The sequence below is a fragment of the Mycobacterium sp. genome, assembly GCF_965277065.1.
Classification (GTDB): domain Bacteria; phylum Actinomycetota; class Actinomycetes; order Mycobacteriales; family Mycobacteriaceae; genus Mycobacterium.
Genome location: NZ_CBDIBT010000016.1, coordinates 40,811 through 57,201, shown reverse-complemented (window position 1 = coordinate 57,201; position 16,391 = coordinate 40,811). Strand labels below are relative to the sequence as shown.

The window sequence follows — 16,391 nt, the reverse complement described above, 5'->3', positions numbered from 1 at the left end:
CCGAAATACGGCTCACCCGAGAATGCCCGGTAACCTCACCGTTCATGAGCCCCCTGCCGCGACGCCGGGCTGAGCTGGATGGCCCGGCTCCTCAGCGGGCCGCCGTCGGCCCGCATCGTCGCCGGGCGACCCTGGCATCGCTGGCTGCTGAGCTCAAGGTCTCTCGGACCACCATCTCGAATGCCTACAACCGGCCTGACCAACTGTCGGATGCGTTGCGGGAAAGGGTGCTCGCCACCGCGAAACGCCTGGGCTACCCGGGGCCCGACCCCGTCGCGCGATCGCTGCGCACCTGCCGGGCCGGCGCGGTGGGCTTGGTGATCACCGAACCGCTCACCTACTCCTTCAGAGACCCCGCTGCCTTAGATTTCGTTGCGGGACTTGCACAATCGTGCGAAGAGGGCGGACAGGGGCTGCTGCTGGTGGCGGTGAGCCCGAACCGCAGTGTTGCCGACGGGACCGCGTCGGTGCTCGCCGCCGGCGTGGACGGCTTCGTGGTCTACTCGGCGGCCGGCGACGACCCCTACCTGCAGGTGGTGCTGCAGCGGCGATTGCCGTTGGTGGTGGTCGACCAACCCAAGGGCGTTCCCGGCGCATCGTGGGTCGGCATCGACGACCGCGCCGCGATGCGCGAGATAGCCGACTACGTGCTCGGTCTGGGCCACCGCGAGATCGGGCTGTTGACGATGCGGCTGCTACGAGACCGGCACCAGGGTCTGGTCGACACGAAGCGACTACACGCGTCGACTTTCCACGTTCAGGGCGAACGCATCCGCGGAGTCCGCGAGGCGATGACCGCCGCCGGCCTCGACCCGGATGCCTTGACCGTCGTCGAAAGCCACGAGCACACCCCGACATCCGGCGGCGTCGCAGCTCAAATCGCGCTGAAGGCCAACCCACGGATCACGGCACTGATGTGCACCGCCGACGTGCTGGCGGTGTCGGCGATGGACTATCTGCGCGCCCGCGGCACGTTCGCGCCCGGCCAGATGACGGTCACCGGATTCGACGGCGTCGCCGAGGCGATGAGCCGCGGACTGACCACGGTCGTGCAGCCAAGCCTGCAAAAGGGCCGTCGCGCAGGCGAACTCCTACTGAGCGGCGATCTCAACCCGACGGTCGAGGTGATCAGAACCCAGCTGATCCGCGGACGAACATCCGGGCCGCCCGCTTAAAAATCAGACGTTGGCGGTGTCCCCGTGGCCGATCAACAGTCGAACCGCGAGATCCAGTCGTTTGCTGACGTCGGTGGCCGATGCCCGTCGGGTCAGCCACGCCAGCAGATTCGACAGCCAGACATCCGAGATCACCCGAGCGATGTGGTACTGGTCTTCACTCGGTTCACCGTCGCTCATCGCCCGGGCGAACATCGAGTCGATCAGCTTCTCGACGTGATCGACTTCACCCGCGGCCGAGGCGTCGGCAAAGACGTAGGCACGTGTCATGGCCTCGGTGAGCAGGGGATTGCGCTGCATCGCCCGGTTGAGCTTGCTGACCATGAAGTTCAGCCGCTGATACGGCGTTCCGCCGGTCAGCGTGGAGCGGTCGGTCTTGGCGTCGATCCGCTCGAACTCGCGGCCGAGCGCTGATACCAGCAGATGCACCTTGGATGGGAAGTACCGGTACAGCGTGCCCACCGCGACGTCTGCCCGATCGGCCACCGCGCGCATCTGAACTGCCTCGTAGCCGCCCTTGGAAGCGATCGCCATCGTGGCGTCCAGGATGCGCTTACGACGCTCCCGCTGCGCCTCGGAGCCGAGCTCTGACTCGGCCAGTACTGCCACGTTCATCACCTCACGAGGTTGCGCAGTGGACGAGCCCGCGGGTTCGGCCGACGTGGTGCGGGCCGGCCCCGAACTGAGAGGGGTCATTTGGACGAACAACTCCTTTTTCTGCGCACTCACTCGAAACGATACGCATGCCGAGCGTGAATCTCTCACCTCCGTGCGGCCTGGACACCGGGATGTCCTGCTGCGATGGCATTCGACTTGGCGGTCGAACACTGGCACTATTAGAACACGTTCTAGTGCTGCGCATAGTGTGTCTCGGCGTCTGCGCTGCGCTGTTTTCCGTCGATCGAGGAGTTCAGGTGGCGAGCACCATCACCGATGAACAGTTTGCGGCGCGGGAGTTGGTCCGCGACTGGGCGGCCGGCTCCGGAGCGACGGAAGCGGTCCGGGATATCGAGCAGGGTGAGCCGAACGCCTGGGAGCCGGTATTCGACGGTCTGGCCGGCTTGGGCCTGTTCGGGGTCGCGGTCCCCGAGGACTGCGGCGGCGCCGGCGGAAGCATCGAAGATCTCGCCGCCATGGTCGAGGAGGCCGCCCGGGCGTTGGTGCCCGGTCCGGTGGCGACCACCGCGTTAGCCACGCTTGTAGTGTCCGATCCGGCGCTACGTGAGGCCCTCGTGTCCGGGGAGCGCACCGCCGGGGTTGCGTTCGACGGCGATGTCGACTTCGACGAGGCGGCGTTGCAGGTGTCCGGGACCGTGCCGTGGCTGCTCGGCGGCGTCGCCGACGGACTGCTGCTGGTGCCGGCCGGTCAGACGTGGCTGCTCGTCGACGCCACTGCCGAAGGAGTGGCCGTCGAGCCGCTGCAGCCTGCCGACTTCTCCCGGCCACTGGCGCGGGCGGTGCTCACCTCCGCTCCTGCCCGCGTGATCGACGCTCCCGCCGGGTGGGTCACAGACCTGACCGTGATGGTGCTGGTCGCCGAAGCTGCGGGGATCACCCGCTGGACACTGGACACCGCCGTCGCGTATGCGAAGGTGCGAGAGCAGTTCGGCAAACCGATCGGCAGCTTCCAGGCGATCAAGCACCTGTGCGCCGAAATGCTCTGTCGCACTGAGCAGGTGGCGGTTGCCGCCGCCGATGCCGCCCGCGCCGCCCACGACGGTGATCCTCGTCAGCTGTCCATCGCTGCGGCCACTGCCGCGGGCATCGCAATCGAGGCCGCCAAGGCCAACGCGAAGGACTGCATCCAGGTGCTCGGCGGCATCGGGATCACCTGGGAGCACGACGCACATCTGTATCTGCGCCGGGCGTATGGAATCGGGCAGTTCCTCGGCGGGCCCGCCCGTTGGCTGCGCCGGACCACCGAGCTGACCCAGGACGGCGTCCGCCGCGATCTCAGCTTCGACCTCAGCGACGTCGCCGACCTGCGGCCCGAGATCGCCGAGGCGGCAGCGGGTGTCGCCGCGCTCTCGGAGGGCGAGCGGCAGGCCAAGCTGGCCGAGACGGGGCTGTTGGCGCCGCACTGGCCCGCGCCGCACGGCCGCGGGGCCGGACCCGCCGAGCAGTTGCTGATCGATCAAGAACTCGCGTCGGCCGGCGTGGCCCGGCCCGACCTGGTGATCGGCTGGTGGGCGGCGCCGACCATTCTCGAACACGGCACACCCGAGCAGGTCGAGCGTTTCGTCCCGGGCACCCTGAGCGGCGAAATCTTCTGGTGCCAGCTGTTTTCCGAGCCCGAAGCCGGATCGGACCTGGCGTCACTGCGCACCAAGGCGGTGAAGGTCGACGGCGGCTGGGAGTTGACCGGGCAGAAGGTGTGGACCTCGTCGGCGCACAAAGCGCAGTGGGGTGTCTGCCTGGCTAGAACGGACCCTCACGCTCCAAAACATAAAGGCATCTCGTACTTCCTGATTGACATGAGCTCGCCCGGCATCCTGATCCGGCCGCTGCGCGAGATCACCGGCGACGCGTTGTTCAACGAAGTCTTCCTGGACAATGTGTTCGTTTCCGACGAGATGGTGGTCGGCACTGTCAACGACGGGTGGCGACTGGCTCGCACCACGCTGGCCAACGAACGCATCGCGATGGCCGGCGGTACGGCGCTGGGCAACCCGATGGAGGAGCTACTCGCCGAGGCTGCCAAAGCGAATCTTGATGTTGCACAACAGGATCAGCTCGCACACCTGATCATCACCGCGCAGGTCGGCTCGCTACTCGATCAGCGCATCGCGCAGCTGGCGGTGGGCGGTAGGGACCCCGGCCCCCAGTCAAGTGTGCGCAAGCTTATCGGCGTGCGGTACCGGCAGGCACTGGCCGAATACCGGATGGATCTGGCGGACGGCCATGGCATCGCCTTCGACAAGCGCGTCAAGGATTTCCTCAACACCCGCTGCCTGACGATCGCCGGCGGCACCGAGCAGATCCTGTTGACCGTGGCTGCGGAACGGCTGCTCGGCCTGCCGCGCTGAGCTTCGTCGGCACTCGCGCGGTCAGCGCGGAGGACCGAGAACGATCTGCCCGAACTTGTCCGCGCCCTCGGCCATCCGCTCGGGCGAGATTTCGAATCCTTCGGGTCGCGGCGTAGCTCTGTCGCGACCGGCATAGCGGAACATGCCCTCGATTCCGGCGGGCGTGTTGATCATCAGCAGGTCGGCTTTCTTGGACGTGATGCGGTATGCGTGCGGAATGTTTTGGGGCAAGAACACGATTCCGCCCTCCGACATCTCCATCTCCTCATCGTCGAGCCAGATTGCCAGTGTGCCGCCGCCTAGCCATTCCAGTTGCTGCTGCTGCTCCGGTTGCGCCAGGTAAGCCATGCTCATAAGTCATCCCTCGTCGGTCAGTTGGGCGACTTCGATGTCGAAGATTGAGGTTATCCGTGCGTCACGAGATTTCGGTGGCTTTCGGTTTCAGCAACTAGTGGCGAGGAATCGCGTCGTCGTAAACTCTCTTCTACTGATGGGCACCGTGTTGATTCCGATTCCCGACCGCGACTTCGACCCGACCGAGGTCGCGGTCAGCTGGCAGGTGCTGCGCGCCAACGGTCACTCGGTCCTCTTTGCCACCGAAAGCGGCGCACCCGGAATCGCCGACGACATCATGGTCACCGGCCGCGGCCTTGACCTCTGGTCGAAGCTGCCGGTGCTGGGCGCCATCTCGGTCGTGGGGCGTGCGCTGCGAGCCAACAAAGACGCGCGCGGGGCCTACCGTGAAATGCTGAATTCACCCGAGTACCAGAATCCGTCCAGCTGGACAGCCGCCACCCTGGACGGCGTCGACGCGCTGCTGCTGCCCGGCGGCCATCGCGCCCGCGGCATGCGCTCCTACATCGACAGCGAGATCCTGCACCGCCTCGTCGTTGACGCCTTCGCCCGGGGGCTGAAGGTCGCCGCGATCTGCCACGGCGTGCTGCTCGCCGCGCGCAGCATCGATCCCGCGACCGGTCATTCGGTCCTTTACGGTCACCGGACCACCGCGTTGACGTGGGCATTGGAGCGAACCGCGTGGCGCCTGTCGCGGGTCACCCGATTTTGGGACCGCGACTACTACCGCACCTACCGCGAGGAGCCCGGCCAATCCGCGGGCTACATGTCCGTGCAGTCGGAAGTCACTCGGGCACTGCAGAATCCGGCGGACTTCCTCGATGTCGAGAAGGGCGCATCGCACTATCGTGCGAAGACGTCGGGGATGGCCCGCGACACCGCGACCGATGCACGGCCGGCGTTCGTCGTCGATGACGGCGATTACGTGTCAGCGCGCTGGCCGGGCGACACCCACACGTTCGCAAACGTGTTGTCGGACAAGCTCTGACGTCTCACCGCGAAACAGAAACCTGGGCTGCGGAATCGCGAAAACAACAGCTCTGTAAGCAGTCTCGCGGTAGAGCTTAAGAAAAGTTGGCCTGCGCGCAGGTGCGGGCCGACGCCTGCCAGCGCCGTGACCAGCCGCGTCATCTCACCAGCGTCCTCTCGCTAAGCCTGAGCAGAACTTACGCTGCGGCTATTCGTCGTAGGTGACTTCGACCGAATCGGTCTGTGGGTGCGCCTGGCAGGCCAGAATCAACCCGTCGTCGAGATCCTGCTGTTCCAGCACATCGTTGACTTCCATGCTCACCTTGCCGTCGCGCAGCGTAGTGGCGCAGGCGCCGCAGTGGCCTTCACGGCAGGAGAACGGCGCGTCCAGGCCGGCATCGAGCAGCACGTCGAGCAGCTTCGCCTTGCGCGGCCACGACACGGTGTGGGTTTGGCCGTCCAGTTCCACGACCGCGCTGGCATGGGGCAAATCGCCGCTGTCAACGCTGTCCTCGATCGTCACCGCGGCGAACGGGTCGCTGTCCAGTGATTTGAACACCTCGAGATGCACTTGCGCCGCAGGCACTTTCAAGCTTTCGAGCGCTTCGCGCGAGGCCTCCATGAACGGCCCTGGGCCGCAGATGAACGCCTGCCGGTCGGTGAATGGCCCGGCCAGCTGCGCCAGAGCGGTCGCCGACGGCAATCCCTGCAGCGACTCCAGCCAGTGCACGACGGTCAACCGGTCCGGGTACTTGGCGGCGAGCTCGCGCAGCGCGTCGCCGAAGATCACCGACCGCTCGTCGCGGTTGGCGTACAGCAGCACGACTTGGCCGCCGCCTTCGGACAACGCGGACTTGCAGATCGACATGATCGGTGTGATGCCGCTGCCGGCGGACAACAGCAGGAAGTCGCTGTCGAGGGTCTTGGGCACGAAGGTGCCCGAGGGGGCCAGCACGTGAACGCGCATGCCGGCGTGGGCGTTGTCGCAGAGCCAGTTCGACGCGTAGCCGTCCCGGTCCCGCTTGACCGTGACGGTCAGCGCCTCGTCGGAGAACGGCGAGCTGCACAGCGAATAGCAGCGGGCCACCGAGCCGGTGCGGTCACTGGGAATGCGCAGCGTCAGGAACTGGCCGGGGGCGTAGCGCAGTCGCTCGGCCGGTACCTGGGAATCGTCGGGAACGCTGAAGACCAGCGACCGCGCGTCATCGGTCTCGGTGACGACGTCGGCGATCTCCAGCTCCAAAACGTGGCTGCCGAGCGGCTCGTCGGGAATTGCGCCCGTCACTACCCCGCCCTTCCTTCGGTCATAACTAGAACAGGTTACAGAAATTTGGCTGAGTATAGCTACCAGCCGCAGCAACACGCTGCTCGACACAAATCGGAACGTGTTCTAGTCTTTGTCTGTGCTGGCCTATGCAAGCCACCCTTATTGGAGGAAGCCGTGACGTCCATTCAACAACGTGACGCCCAGTCGGTCCTAGACGGTATCGACGAACTACTACCCAAGCTGCGGCAGCGGGCCCAGGAAACTGAGGACCTGCGGCGTCTGCCCGATGCCACGGTGAGTGAGCTCCAGGAAATCGGCTTCTTCAAGTTGCTACAGCCCGAGCAATGGGGCGGCCTGGAAACCGACCCCGCAGTATTCTACGAGGCGGTCCGCCGGATCGCCAGCGCATGCGGGTCCACCGGGTGGGTCAGTTCGATCATCGGTGTACACAACTGGCACCTGGCGTTGTTCGACCAGCAGGCCCAAGACGAGGTCTGGGGCGAGGACGCAGGAGTGCGCGTCTCGTCGTCCTACGCACCGATGGGCGCCGGCACAGTGGTCGACGGCGGCTATCTGGTCAGCGGATCGTGGAACTGGTCATCGGGCTGCGACCACGCAACCTGGGCCTTCCTCGGCGGTCCGGTGATCAAGGACGGCCGGCCGGTCGACTTCGGCAGCTTCCTGATCCCGCGCACCGAGTACCGCATCGATGACGTCTGGCATGTGGTGGGACTCAAGGGAACTGGTAGCAACACCGTCATCGTCAAGGACGTCTTCGTGCCGCGGCACCGGTTCCTGTCCTACAAGCAGATGAACGACGGCACCGCCGGCGGTTACTTGAACAACACCGCCGCCGTGTACAAGATGCCTTGGGGCACAATGCATCCCACGACGATCTCGGCGCCGATCGTCGGGATGGCCTACGGCGCCTACGACGCGCACGTGGAGCACCAGGGCAAACGGGTGCGCGCAGCATTCGCCGGTGAGAAAGCCAAGGACGACCCGTTCGCTAAGGTCCGCATCGCCGAAGCCGCCAGCGACATCGATGCAGCGTGGCGTCAGCTGATCGGCAACGTCAGCGACGAGTACGCGCTGCTGTCTGCCGGCAAGGAGATCCCGTTCGAACTGCGGGCTCGCGCCCGTCGCGACCAGGTCCGTGCCACCGGGCGTTCCATCGCCTCCGTCGACCGGTTGTTCGAGGCTTCTGGCGCCACCGCGCTGGCCAGCGATGCACCGGTGCAACGGTTTTGGCGCGATGCGCACGCGGGCCGGGTCCACGCGGCCAACGACCCCGAGCGGGCCTACCAGATCTTCGGTAACCACGAGTTCGGGCTGCCGCCCGGCGACACCATGGTCTAGGGAATGCGCGCCGACGACGATGCAGAGCAAGGGAGCGATGTGGGGGCACCTCCCGCTTGCGGGGGAGAGGAGCGGCGCTGAATGACGACGACCACAGAGCTGACGTTCGAGTCCACCTCTCGCTACGCCGACGTCGACGTCGACGGACCGCTGAAGCTGCATTACCACGAAGCCGGAGTCGGTAACGAGCAGACGATCGTACTGCTGCACGGCGGCGGGCCGGGTGCGGCGAGCTGGACGAACTTCTCCCGCAACATCCCGGTGCTGGCTGAGCAATTTCACGTGCTGGCCGTCGACCAGCCCGGATACGGCCACTCCGACAAGCGCGCCGAGCACGGGCAGTTCAACCACTACGCCGCCCGGGCGCTGAAGGGTCTCTTCGATCACCTGGGTCTGGGGCGTGTTCCGCTGGTAGGCAATTCGCTAGGCGGTGGCACCGCGGTCCGGTTCGCCCTCGACTACCCAGACAACGCCGGCAAATTGGTGCTGATGGGTCCGGGTGGGCTCAGCATCAATTTGTTCGCGCCCGACCCCACCGAAGGCGTCAAGCGGCTCGGCAAGTTCTCGGTCGAGCCGACCCGCGAAAACCTCGAGGGGTTCCTGCGGGTGATGGTCTACAACCAGAAACTGATCACCCCGGAACTGATCGACCAGCGCTTCGAACTGGCCAGCACCCCGGAATCGCTGATGGCGACCCGGGCAATGGGAATGTCGTTCGCCGGAGCTGACTTCGAGCTGGGCATGATGTGGCGCGAGGTTCACAAACTGCGCCAGCCGGTGCTGCTGATCTGGGGCCGTGAAGACCGGGTCAACCCGTTGGACGGCGCGCTGGTGGCGCTCAAGACAATTCCGCGCGCGCAGCTTCACGTGTTCGGCCAGTGTGGGCATTGGGCGCAGGTGGAGAAGTTCGACGAATTCAACAAGCTGACCATCGACTTCCTGGGAGGCGCGTGATGAGCATCCGATCACTGGGCTACCTGCGCATCGAAGCCACCGACATGCAGGCGTGGCGCGATTACGCTCTGAAAGTCCTCGGCATGATCGAGGGCAAAGGCAGTACCGAGGGCGCGCTCTATCTGAGGATGGATGACTTTCCCGCGCGCCTGGTGATCGTGCCGAGCGAGGATGACCGGCTCTCCGAAGCCGGCTGGGAATGCGCGAATGCCGAAGGTCTGCAAGAGATCCGCAACCGTCTCGATGTCGAGGGCACGCCCTACAAGGAGGCCACCGCCGCCGAGCTGGCCGATCGCCGGGTCGACGAGATGATCACGTTCTCCGACCCCTCCGGCAACGGTCTGGAGGTCTTCCACGGTGCTGCGCTGGAGCATCGCCGGGTCGTCAGCCCGTATGGCCACAAGTTCGTCACCGGTGAGCAGGGCTTGGGCCACGTCGTGCTGACCACCCGGGACGACGCCGAGACCCTGCATTTCTACCGCGACGTGCTCGGGTTCACGCTTCGTGACTCGATGAGGCTGCCTCCGCAGGTGGTGGGCAGGCCCGCCGACGGGCCGCCGGCCTGGCTACGCTTCCTGGGCTGCAACTCCCGTCACCACAGTCTGGCCTTCATGCCCGGTCAAACCCCCAGCGGCATCGTCCACCTGATGATCGAGGTCGGGGAGGCCGACGACGTCGGGCTGTGCCTGGACCGGGCGCTTCGGCGCAAGGTGCCGATGTCGGCCACGTTGGGCCGCCACGTCAACGACCTGATGCTGTCGTTCTACATGAAGACCCCTGGCGGATTCGACGTCGAATTCGGTTGCGAGGGAAGGCAAGTCGAAGACACCGACTGGATTGCCCGGGAGAGCACCGCGATCAGCCTCTGGGGGCACGACTTCAGCGTCGGCTTCAAGTAATGTCCGAGCAGATCGATGCCCGCGCCTTTCGCAGCGTGCTGGGTCAGTTCTGCACCGGCATCACGATCATCACCACCGTGCACGACGATGCGCCGGTCGGTTTCGCCTGCCAGTCCTTTGCGGCGCTGTCGTTGGACCCGCCGCTGGTGCTGTTCTGCCCGACCAAGGTGTCCCGGTCGTGGAAAGCCATCGAGGCGAGCGGGACGTTTTGCGTCAATGTGCTGACCGAGAGCCAACAGCACGTCTCGGCCCGCTTCGGCTCGAGAGAGACGGACAAATTCGCCGGAATCGACTGGCAACCTTCGCAACTCGGCTCGCCGGTCATCGAGGGATCGCTGGCCTACATCGACTGTCGCGTGGCATCGGTGTACGACGGCGGCGATCACTTCGTGGTGTTCGGCGCGGTGGAGTCGCTGTCTGAGGTGCCGAAGATCAAGCCGCGGCCGCTGCTCTTCTATCGCGGCGACTACACCGGTATCGAACCGGACAAGACCAGGCCGGCGCAATGGCGTGACGATCTGGAGGCATTCCTGACCACGACCACCCAGGACACCTGGTTGTAGTCGTCGGCGTGCCCTAGCCGTGAGCACTTTTCTGAAGATCTGTTACAAAGCGGCTGCGGCCCAAGGGCCTCGGCACGTGCCGAGCGATCTGAAAACGACTGTCGGCGTGGCGATGTCGGGTATCGCAGTTGCGGAGTGCGGCGAAACGGGTCGAAAGCGGCGCGGTATTCCTTTCGTCAGCGTTTGACAAGTCGCCATCCGGCGCGTTTCCTGGAAAGTGCTGAAAGTGCAGCCGGCCTGGGGTCGGTGCCGCCGCCTCGTGGCCCACGGCACGGATTCGTTTCTCAACACCGCCCAGTTTCTGATCTAGCTCGGCTCGACACCGTCGTCGAGCACTCCGATTCCAAACGGCGCAGCTCGGCGACGCACATTTGGAACGACTTTCACACGACCTTGATCCCCGCGGCGCAACGCCGTCCGGGTAACGAAGGCCGCGCTTCCACCAGGAAATGAGCAACCCATGGCTGCCGCGTACAGCCCCGCAGACCGCGATGATGTCGCCATCGACCGCGGCTGCGGTCCTGCCCACGTGCGGGCTCATTACAGCCCCTTGGAAACGGTTTTGACGATCAGCGGCGATATCGACGCCAGCAATATCGAACAAATCAAAGCCCTGGTCGGCCAGGAGTTGGTGGTGGAGAACTCCTTGAGGCTTGATCTCAGCGGGGTGAACTTCATGGCGGCCGGGGGTCCGTTGATATTGATCGCCGTCGAGGAAGCCCTCCGCGGTATTCCATTGCCATGGACCATGGTCACCAGCCCTTCAGTCAACCGGGCGTTACGGCTCGGCGGATGGTGAGCTTCAACGCGATGCCGGCCATTTCCGTGGCGCGGCCGGAGAGCAGCACCGCACACGAGATCGTGGCCCGCGCCGGGCTTTTTCACAAAGCTGAACCCAGCGAAATCGCGGACGTGTCCAGACAGCTTCATCGTGTGCGCTATCGGCGGCAGCAGGCTATCTACGCTGAGGGCGGATCCGGCGACCGCCTCTACGTCATCGCCTCCGGCAAGATCAAGCTCAGTCGCCGCGGCGCCGACGGTCGACTACATCTCCTAGCGCTGATGGGGGCGCCGGAAATGTTCGGAGCGCTTTCCGTATTCGATCCCGGCCCGCAGACATCTACTGCCACCGCGCTCACTGACGTGACTGCGGTGGCGATCGATGGCGAGGTGCTGCGGGGATGGGTGAGCGAGCATGCTGAGATTGGTGAGCGACTGCTACGGGTACTGGCTCGCCGGCTGCGCCGAGCCGATCAAGCCATGTCGGACTTGGTGTTCGCGGACGTGGCCGGCCGAGCCGCCAGTCAATTACTGCGGTTGGGAAAGCAATTCGGCGTCCGGCAAAACGAGGGCATACGGGTGGATCATGGCCTCACGCAAGAAGAGATCGGTCAGTTGATCGGCGCAGCACGTGAGACGGTCAACGTCATCCTCAACGACTTCACCCAACGCGGGTGGATCCGTATGAGCCACAAAAGCATCCTCATTACCGATTCCGAACGCCTGGTCCGCCGGGCACGCTTGACTGTCGTCGCTGGATCCAACGGCTGAGTCCGATCTGGCTTCACGCCCCCGAGTTGTCAGCGTGTGGTGGGGCCGCGGCTGACGTCGAGACATTCCCCTCAGCGATACCGGTCACTTCTCCGGTGAACAAGATCGCGCGGGTCAGCTGAGCGGCGAAGGCGTCGAAGAGTGATGGAAAAATCCGGTAGGCCACCACCATTGGTCGGTTGAGCCATCCGACGTGGCGTTCGGTCGAGCGTCCGCGGGTCGTAGCTCGGACGATCGCCGAGGCGACGGTGATCGGGCCGACGGCGGTCGGCGGAACGCGCGCTGCGCGGCCAAAGTAGTTGCCCGCATTGCCGGACATCGCGGTATCCACCGGACCGGGATACACCCCGTGGACCTTCACACCCGGTAAGTGACTGTTTTCCTGCCGCAGGGCACGGACCAAGCCGTGCACACCGAACTTGCTGACCACATATGCCGATTGGTAGGGCATCGAGGCCTGGCCGAGTAACGAACCGAGGAGCACCAGGTGGCCACCCCCGCGCTCGCGAAAGTGGGCCAGCGAGGACCGTGCGACATTCACTGCGCCAATGAGATTCGTTCGAACTACGGTGTCGAAAACCTCGACCGGCAGATCTTCGAAGCGCCCGAAGGCGGTCAACGCCGCGCACTGGGCGACGACGTCGATCCGGCCGAATTGCGCGAGCGTGCTGTCGAACAGCTTGTGAACTTGGTCGGCCTCGGCGATGTCGACGGACAGCACGATGACGTCCGCCGCGCCCGCCGCTCTGCATTCCTCGGCCACCAACTCGAGGGCAGCTTCGGATCGGGAGGCGAGGGATAGCCGAGCATGGCGGGCGGCGAACAACAAAGCCGTCTCTTTGCCTATTCCGGTGGAGGCTCCGGTCACCACGACCACTTGGCTGGTGGGTTTGGTATCAATCATCAGTCGCTTTCTGCGTGCACGTGGCCGTCGAGTGAAGCTTCTTGCTCAGTAGGCGTATTGGCCCTTCGCCGTTCGGATTCGGCGAAGAGGTTGAGGACGGTGACCGAGGCGACCGATAGCCATCCGCCGCGAATTGTCGCCAATATGGCGGTGACCACCGCGATCGGCGCAAAGAGGGCGACCGGATCACGTCGCCGTGTCAGCAGTCGCTCCAGTGCCGCCGGGGTGCCGGCAAGCAGGTTGGTCGTGACGAACGCGGCATCTGTCAGTCCGGCCCGGCCGACTCCGACGGCCCGAAGCGCCGTCGCCGCGGTCCATAGCAGCAAGCTGCTGTCATGTATCCGGTCTGCGGATCGACGAAAGCCAGTCCGGTCGTCGTTCGTCGCTCCCATCGCGGCGCTGGAGCCCGCCGCGCCGCTGGCCAGGCCGTCGATCAACTCTTCGGCGCTTTCTGTCGACGATCGAGTCGGTGACCATCCCAATTCCTCACGCGCGCAGGAAGTGTCCATGGTCGGCGAATTCATCGCCACGTCGTACCAGCCTGGTGTAACGGCGACGGCGCGGACGGCATGCAGAGCCGTGACGATGCCGCGGACGAGTCGCGGATTCACTGCAAGCGGACGCCCACCAATCAGCCCAGCCAGCGCGCGGGAGTCCAGAATGTCGGCGGCCAAGTTGTAAGTTCCGGTGGCCCGGGTCTGCACCATTCGCGTTACCGCGTCGCCGACGTCGTTGGCGTGGACGAATTGCAAGGCGATACCCGCCGGCAACGGAACGACGGGCAGCACCCGGCGGCGCAAGAGTTTCAAGGCGGCGCGCGGCACGAACGGGCCCAGGTACAGCGTCTTGACCTCCCAGGCCGACTCGCGTTGCACGACCAGCGTGGGTCGGAATCGCGCCACCGCGACGTCCGGATGGGCCAGAGCAAACTCGTCGACCAGTTTCTCAGCGTCAACTTTGTCCCGGCTGTACGCCGAAGTGCGTTGACCGGTGTGCGGCCAGCTTTCGGCAACGGGATGCGTTGCGCCCGGGGCATATACGCCGAGACTTGAGGCGTAGATCAGTTGAGGGACGCCCGCGGCGGCCATTGCTTTCAAGACCGCGTGGGTACCGGCCACGTTCACCTGAGACAAATAGCCTTCGTTGCTCGCCGGCCTGAGAGCCAACGCCAGATGAATGACGACGTCGGCGCCGTGCATCGCGGGCTCGAGGTCGTGAACTGCGCTGCACGAGGACAGGTCGACGCGGTGCCAAGTGACCGACTCATTACCCGGACTGGCCGCGGGTGGGCGACGGCAGATCCCGACGATTTCGTTGCCAGGTAACGATCTTGCGAGTGCCCGGAGAACACCCGTGCCGACGTTCCCCGACGCCCCGGTGATGACTATCTTCTTGCGCGCGGTCGTCATCAAACTGGTCGCAGAATCATGCACTTGAATGCCCGTCCAGTGATTTCCCTAAACCCAACTCCGGGCAGGTGTTCGTTCTGGCGTCAGATCTGTTGCTGCTGAAAAACTTTGGCCCCGTCGCGATGAGTTCGGGCCTTTGGGCAGGTCTGTCTTCTGTGTAAAGCGAAAGGAGAAACGATGTCTATTCAGCATGTATTAGCGGTTGTGCCGGTGACCGACGTGGGGCGGAGCGCACGCTGGTATGAAACCCTGTTCGGGCGCGCGGCCGACAACAACCCAATGCCCACGCTGGTGGAGTGGCAGGTCGTCCCGGGCGGATGGGTCCAGGTTTTCGTCGACGACGAACACGCCGGGTCCGGGTTCGTCAATTTCGCGGTGCAGGACCTGGATGAGCACATCGAAGAGCTGAGGCAACACGGCTTGGAGCCCGGTGAGATCGTAGACGCCGACAAGGGCGTGCGACTGTCTGCACTGACCGATCCGGACGGCAACACCGTGACGTTGATCGGTGGCTTTCGTATCCGGTACTGACGTCCCGGGTTTCTTGCCAGCGCCAAGCTCGCCCACGAACACTGTTTCGCGGGAGGCGGGCTGCGTTGATCCGATTTTTCGCCGTCGCAGCGCTCACGCCCGACTTCGTCATCGTCGACGGGCCCCAGGGTGGCGCCGCGTCAGTGCCAGCGGGCTTGATGGTCGGCGTGCGTGCCCAGATACGCGCCGGGGCCGAATAATTCGTCATAGAAGTCCGTGTCGATGTGCTGGGCCTGCAGGTACATCAGGACATGCACCGTCGGGACCGTGCCGGGTAGTTTGCCGAACGTGTCGTAAATGTAGGACGCCTCTGTGGTCACCATTTCCTGAATACCGTCGGCCCGCAGCGCCGAACCGCGGACCTTCGCGCTGTCCGACCACGGGCCGGGCGTATCGGGGTGGAAAGGTCCGCCCGGACCGAATTTTCGGGCGACCAGTTTCTCCACTGCGACCGCGATCGACGGCACGTGCGGGGGGCTGAGCGTCTCGAAATATTCCGGTAGTCCGGTGACGTTGGGCAACGGCCAGCGGTCGTCGTGGTCGGCGACGAACCCCAGGCCGGGTGCTCGTGGATCTCCGGAACCGCCCAGCACGGACAACCGGTCCAGTCCGTCGTAGGTCCAGCCGCCGAGGCCCATTGCCTGCAATGCCAGGACCCCGTTGTTGGCCGCGATTGCGAGTTCCGCGCTGGCCTCGGTGATGGTGTACTGCTCGACGAACGACAACGGAAGTGGGTCGTCGGCGTGCCGAAGCGATGAAAACCGTTCCAGGCCACGGATATTGCGGCCGTTGATGTCATCGACGATCGGATAACCATTGGCCGCGAAGAACCACAGGTTCTCCATCAGGTGTTCGGCGAGATCGGCGACCGGGAAGGCGAGCAGGCTGCCCGGGTGATTGCCGATCCAGGTGTTGTGGCCCTCCATGTACGGCTCTTCGCGCGGGAGTTCGAGGCGGGTATCGGCGATCCGCACGATTGACTCGGCGGTGTGGGTTATCCACGCTTCGGTGCTTTCGAAATCGCGCGGGCGCTCGTCACGACTCGGCAGCAGGTAGGTCCCGGAGTCGTCGGTGAAAAACAGCTGGCTGGTGTGGAAACCCGCCGCGGACGGGAACGTGCGCCCCGTCGCGCTTCCCGAGTAGTTGGGAAGGGATGGTGCATAGCCGGGATGGTGAGTGATCCCGAAGTTCCAGCCCGTCACGCCGCCGGTCACCGAAATGAGCAGGGCCCGTTCCACTTCCGAAAGTGGCTGGACGGGCCGCCGGCTGGTGTAGGCCAGCGCGCCGTCGGGAATCTGCCCGCCGACCGGAAACCGACGTGACCTGCGGCCGGTCATCGCGGCAAGCAGCGGAAACCGGGCAAGGTCGGCCAGCGCGGCCCGCTCGTGCTCGGAGATCTCCAGGGCCATGAGCGGATGCTAGCCCGGTGA

At 65.0% G+C, this 16,391-nt stretch carries 16 protein-coding genes; 10 read left to right on the top strand and 6 right to left on the bottom strand.

What is annotated here, in order from left to right; all coding sequences use genetic code 11:
- Positions 1–44: 44 nt before the first annotated feature.
- Complete coding sequence (locus ACQY5A_RS05995; RefSeq protein ID WP_428339483.1) at positions 45–1,175, top strand: LacI family DNA-binding transcriptional regulator; 1,131 nt, start codon at positions 45–47, stop codon at positions 1,173–1,175.
- Between the two features lie 3 nt (positions 1,176–1,178).
- Here the strand turns inward: ACQY5A_RS05995 and kstR are convergent, their stop codons facing one another.
- Positions 1,179–1,784, bottom strand: a complete 606-nt coding sequence (gene kstR / locus ACQY5A_RS05990; RefSeq protein WP_428339913.1) for a cholesterol catabolism transcriptional regulator KstR — start codon at positions 1,782–1,784, stop codon at positions 1,179–1,181.
- 305 nt (positions 1,785–2,089) lie between these two features.
- Between kstR and ACQY5A_RS05985 the strand changes: the two genes are divergently transcribed.
- Positions 2,090–4,201 carry an acyl-CoA dehydrogenase gene (locus ACQY5A_RS05985; protein ID WP_428339482.1) on the top strand — a complete coding sequence of 704 codons (2,112 nt, stop codon included), beginning with the start codon at positions 2,090–2,092 and terminating at the stop codon, positions 4,199–4,201.
- 21 nt (positions 4,202–4,222) lie between these two features.
- On the opposite strand, the gene ACQY5A_RS05980 is transcribed toward ACQY5A_RS05985, so the two are convergent.
- Entirely contained in the window at positions 4,223–4,555 is a 333-nt protein-coding gene (locus tag ACQY5A_RS05980) for a cupin domain-containing protein (RefSeq protein WP_428339481.1), read from the bottom strand.
- A gap of 136 nt (positions 4,556–4,691) precedes the next feature.
- Here ACQY5A_RS05980 and ACQY5A_RS05975 point away from each other — a divergent pair, with 136 nt between their 5' ends.
- Positions 4,692–5,543 (top strand): type 1 glutamine amidotransferase domain-containing protein, encoded by an 852-nt coding sequence (locus tag ACQY5A_RS05975; RefSeq protein WP_428339480.1) that lies wholly within the window; start codon positions 4,692–4,694, stop codon positions 5,541–5,543.
- Between the two features lie 189 nt (positions 5,544–5,732).
- Here the strand turns inward: ACQY5A_RS05975 and ACQY5A_RS05970 are convergent, their stop codons facing one another.
- Positions 5,733–6,809, bottom strand: coding sequence for a 2Fe-2S iron-sulfur cluster-binding protein (locus tag ACQY5A_RS05970; protein WP_428339479.1), 1,077 nt, complete (start codon positions 6,807–6,809; stop codon positions 5,733–5,735).
- Between the two features lie 156 nt (positions 6,810–6,965).
- On the opposite strand from ACQY5A_RS05970, the gene hsaA reads away from it, so the two are divergent.
- The 6 genes from hsaA (at position 6,966) to ACQY5A_RS05940 (ending at position 12,117) form a co-directional block, all read left to right on the top strand.
- A complete protein-coding gene (hsaA, locus tag ACQY5A_RS05965; protein ID WP_428339478.1) occupies positions 6,966–8,150 on the top strand; it encodes a 3-hydroxy-9,10-secoandrosta-1,3,5(10)-triene-9,17-dione monooxygenase oxygenase subunit in 1,185 nt (394 codons plus the stop codon).
- 81 nt (positions 8,151–8,231) lie between these two features.
- Positions 8,232–9,104: a 4,5:9,10-diseco-3-hydroxy-5,9,17-trioxoandrosta-1(10),2-diene-4-oate hydrolase gene (hsaD, locus tag ACQY5A_RS05960; protein ID WP_428339477.1), complete on the top strand. Its 873-nt coding sequence runs from the start codon at positions 8,232–8,234 to the stop codon at positions 9,102–9,104.
- Complete coding sequence (gene hsaC, locus ACQY5A_RS05955) at positions 9,104–10,003, top strand: iron-dependent extradiol dioxygenase HsaC (protein ID WP_428339476.1); 900 nt, start codon at positions 9,104–9,106, stop codon at positions 10,001–10,003. Before hsaD ends, hsaC begins: the two co-directional genes overlap by 1 nt.
- Positions 10,003–10,566, top strand: a complete 564-nt coding sequence (gene hsaB / locus ACQY5A_RS05950) for a 3-hydroxy-9,10-secoandrosta-1,3,5(10)-triene-9,17-dione monooxygenase reductase subunit (RefSeq protein ID WP_428339475.1) — start codon at positions 10,003–10,005, stop codon at positions 10,564–10,566. Before hsaC ends, hsaB begins: the two co-directional genes overlap by 1 nt.
- 460 nt (positions 10,567–11,026) lie before the next feature.
- Positions 11,027–11,365 carry an STAS domain-containing protein gene (locus ACQY5A_RS05945; protein WP_428339474.1) on the top strand — a complete coding sequence of 113 codons (339 nt, stop codon included), beginning with the start codon at positions 11,027–11,029 and terminating at the stop codon, positions 11,363–11,365.
- Between the two features lie 11 nt (positions 11,366–11,376).
- A complete protein-coding gene (locus tag ACQY5A_RS05940) occupies positions 11,377–12,117 on the top strand; it encodes a Crp/Fnr family transcriptional regulator (protein WP_428339473.1) in 741 nt (246 codons plus the stop codon).
- A 13-nt stretch (positions 12,118–12,130) separates the two neighbouring features.
- Here ACQY5A_RS05940 and ACQY5A_RS05935 read toward each other — a convergent pair whose 3' ends face one another.
- Both ACQY5A_RS05935 and ACQY5A_RS05930 read right to left on the bottom strand, forming a co-directional pair.
- Positions 12,131–13,021, bottom strand: a complete 891-nt coding sequence (locus ACQY5A_RS05935; protein ID WP_428339472.1) for an SDR family NAD(P)-dependent oxidoreductase — start codon at positions 13,019–13,021, stop codon at positions 12,131–12,133.
- A complete protein-coding gene (locus ACQY5A_RS05930) occupies positions 13,021–14,430 on the bottom strand; it encodes an NAD-dependent epimerase/dehydratase family protein (protein ID WP_428339471.1) in 1,410 nt (469 codons plus the stop codon). Before ACQY5A_RS05930 ends, ACQY5A_RS05935 begins: the two co-directional genes overlap by 1 nt.
- A gap of 177 nt (positions 14,431–14,607) precedes the next feature.
- On the opposite strand from ACQY5A_RS05930, the gene ACQY5A_RS05925 reads away from it, so the two are divergent.
- A complete protein-coding gene (locus ACQY5A_RS05925) occupies positions 14,608–14,961 on the top strand; it encodes a VOC family protein (protein ID WP_428339470.1) in 354 nt (117 codons plus the stop codon).
- 140 nt (positions 14,962–15,101) lie between these two features.
- Here ACQY5A_RS05925 and ACQY5A_RS05920 read toward each other — a convergent pair whose 3' ends face one another.
- Positions 15,102–16,370 carry a hypothetical protein gene (locus ACQY5A_RS05920; RefSeq protein ID WP_428339469.1) on the bottom strand — a complete coding sequence of 423 codons (1,269 nt, stop codon included), beginning with the start codon at positions 16,368–16,370 and terminating at the stop codon, positions 15,102–15,104.
- Between the last annotated feature and the right edge of the window lie 21 nt (positions 16,371–16,391).